Here is a 2,170-nt window from a genome sequence, read left to right on the forward strand (position 1 = left end):
CAAAGCTGCTTACAACAAAACTTAAGTGTGTCGCCTCAACAGAGTGCCCAAATAGCGCCCATTCTTGCCAACGAAGGATCGAAGGTAATAGCGATCCGAACCAACAATTCGCTTTCGGACGTTCAGAAGATACAAGAGGTTAAGTCCCTCCAGAAGCAGGCCGATCCGCAGTTGAAAGCGATTCTCTCATCTGCTCAATACGACAAACTAAAAGTCGTCCGCTATCAGTCTATCCGATGGGTCACTCAGAAAAGACTCGGTTGGCAGTAAGAGAGTTTCTGATTGGGAGCGCCAATTCGTCGCGTAACGGGCAACCGAATACACGCGGCGGCAGTGAGCTTCGCTTCCACTTCATCCTTCATAACTTCATCCTTCCAGCGCCAGATTAGGCCCACCTGTCAATTAACATGCGTAATGTCGAACTACATCGTGTGGCGACCATGGGAAAACGTATCGAAAACGACTTTGCGATTTATGTGCGCCGTCAAAAGTGACCGCCCGATTGACCGGCGAACGTTTAACGTCGGGATATCGCTGCTGGATGACGCGATATGCCGCATTCTCACACGATACAAGGAATCCTCGCATTCCAATGGCTCTGTCTTCCGTCGACCCCGCCGCGCTTGTATCGGCTGCAGCACACGCAACCATCGTTAAAAACACGAGGCGAAGGCGACCGATTTCATGACTGAGCGAAAGAGCTAAATTTTGGGTCGCAGTCGGACAATACCCTCAATTACAACATACTTTTCGGCGTCTTTATCGCTGACATAGCCGTCCGGTTCGTAGGTCACTACGACAGCCCCAGACTTCTCAGTCAATGGACTTACACTTGCGCCATCAGGCATCAACATGCCGAGCAGATCGGCCGAGCGCGGTGGATTGCCCCACAATTTCACCAGCACAGTTTGAGCATCCGGCCCATTTAAATCCATCGGACACATGCAGGGTTGCCCCCCATCGTGCAACGTAATCTCGCCCTGCTGAAACTTGAGCCGTGACACAACGTTTCAGCCTGCTCCCGAGAAATACCTCGCTTCTCAGTGCGCGCGCGAAATAACGCCAGCAGGGAGAGCGTGCTAATGCACAAAACTCTGACAGATAACGATTTCATTGTGATTTGCCTCTACTCAATTTGCCCAGCACTCTTCAAACAAAATACTAAGGGAGTTAGCAGCGGATCGCGTTCCCATTCTCGCAGGGGGGAATGTCAATGTTCTTACGGCCGTCGATGCGGTGTCACGCGAAATACTCTGTATGAATACGAAATTTTTTGCTACTGTTTCTATCGTTGGAGTTGCCCTGTTCTGTGTGGACAAAGCTCAATCACAGCCTCCGCCTACCTCAGTGTCAGCGGGTCGCACCAATGAGCAAGTGACTAATCCGGAGGCGCCTGGCGGCGGCCACGGCCAGGTGTGGGTTAACACAGAGGCAGGCGTATACCACAGGGAAGGCTCGCCGTTTTACGGCACGACCCGTAAGGGTAGATACATGACGGAGCAAGACGCAATTCGGGCAGGGTACAAGCGTGCGCCGAAGACCTCCTGAGAAACGCACAGTAGTTGCGTAACATTTAGCGTTCTTTGAAGTGGGTCCACGTGCTCGTACGCCTCATCTGGCGAGCATGGGATCGAGCCAATCGAACATCTTTTGAAAAACCCGGCAGAGGTGTATTCCCGTACGGAATCTAAGGACCTCCATGGGCGGATCGAACACGATAATAGTTCGATGCGCGCAGGAACGCCCTGCGGGCGCTGACCCGTTGCCCGACGTCGTTCGATTTGGCGGCCAAACCGTACAGGCGATCGACACCAGACGACCATGGTGTTGTACCAGCTCGCTGCGTCGCCCGCTCTGATCTGTGCCGCAATCGGCCATGCTTCGCCGATCTGTGCGCCCAGTGGCGCATGATCGAGCGCGCGCACAAATTGTCCATCATACTCAGGATCGTCGCACCGCAAAGGGGTCTAAACGATCAGTTAAAGCGCTGGCGAACATCGTGGCGGGAAGTGTTTTGTTGCGCAGACCGATGAAAAGCCCACCGCGTTCGTTGGACTTGAAGCGATGATTCCAAGCGCTTTTTTTACATCCGGTCGTGTCAGGGCCGAGACTTCGTAACCGCCATTAATCGCCGTAATCGGACCGCCTGCAAATGAAGCGAACATTGTCG

4 protein-coding genes are annotated in these 2,170 nt (G+C 53.3%); 2 read left to right on the top strand and 2 right to left on the bottom strand.

The window, feature by feature from the left end; genetic code table 11:
* On the top strand, positions 1-270 hold a 270-nt coding region (locus tag DMG62_24510; protein PYY19535.1), incomplete at its 5' end, for a hypothetical protein.
* A gap of 431 nt (positions 271-701) precedes the next feature.
* On the opposite strand, the gene DMG62_24515 is transcribed toward DMG62_24510, so the two are convergent.
* Entirely contained in the window at positions 702-1,004 is a 303-nt protein-coding gene (locus DMG62_24515; GenBank protein PYY19536.1) for a hypothetical protein, read from the bottom strand.
* Between the two features lie 253 nt (positions 1,005-1,257).
* Between DMG62_24515 and DMG62_24520 the strand changes: the two genes are divergently transcribed.
* Entirely contained in the window at positions 1,258-1,548 is a 291-nt protein-coding gene (locus tag DMG62_24520; GenBank protein ID PYY19537.1) for a hypothetical protein, read from the top strand.
* 431 nt (positions 1,549-1,979) lie between these two features.
* On the opposite strand, the gene DMG62_24525 is transcribed toward DMG62_24520, so the two are convergent.
* Entirely contained in the window at positions 1,980-2,165 is a 186-nt protein-coding gene (locus DMG62_24525) for a hypothetical protein (protein ID PYY19538.1), read from the bottom strand.
* Between the last annotated feature and the right edge of the window lie 5 nt (positions 2,166-2,170).

This window comes from Acidobacteriota bacterium, assembly GCA_003225175.1.
GTDB lineage: Bacteria > Acidobacteriota > Terriglobia > Terriglobales > Acidobacteriaceae > Gp1-AA112.

Coding starts and splice junctions, on each gene's coding strand:
- DMG62_24525 (PYY19538.1), bottom strand. CDS start 2,165: ATGTTCGCTTCATTTGCAGGCGGTCCGATTACGGCGATTAATGGCGGT.
- DMG62_24520 (PYY19537.1), top strand. CDS start 1,258: ATGAATACGAAATTTTTTGCTACTGTTTCTATCGTTGGAGTTGCCCTG.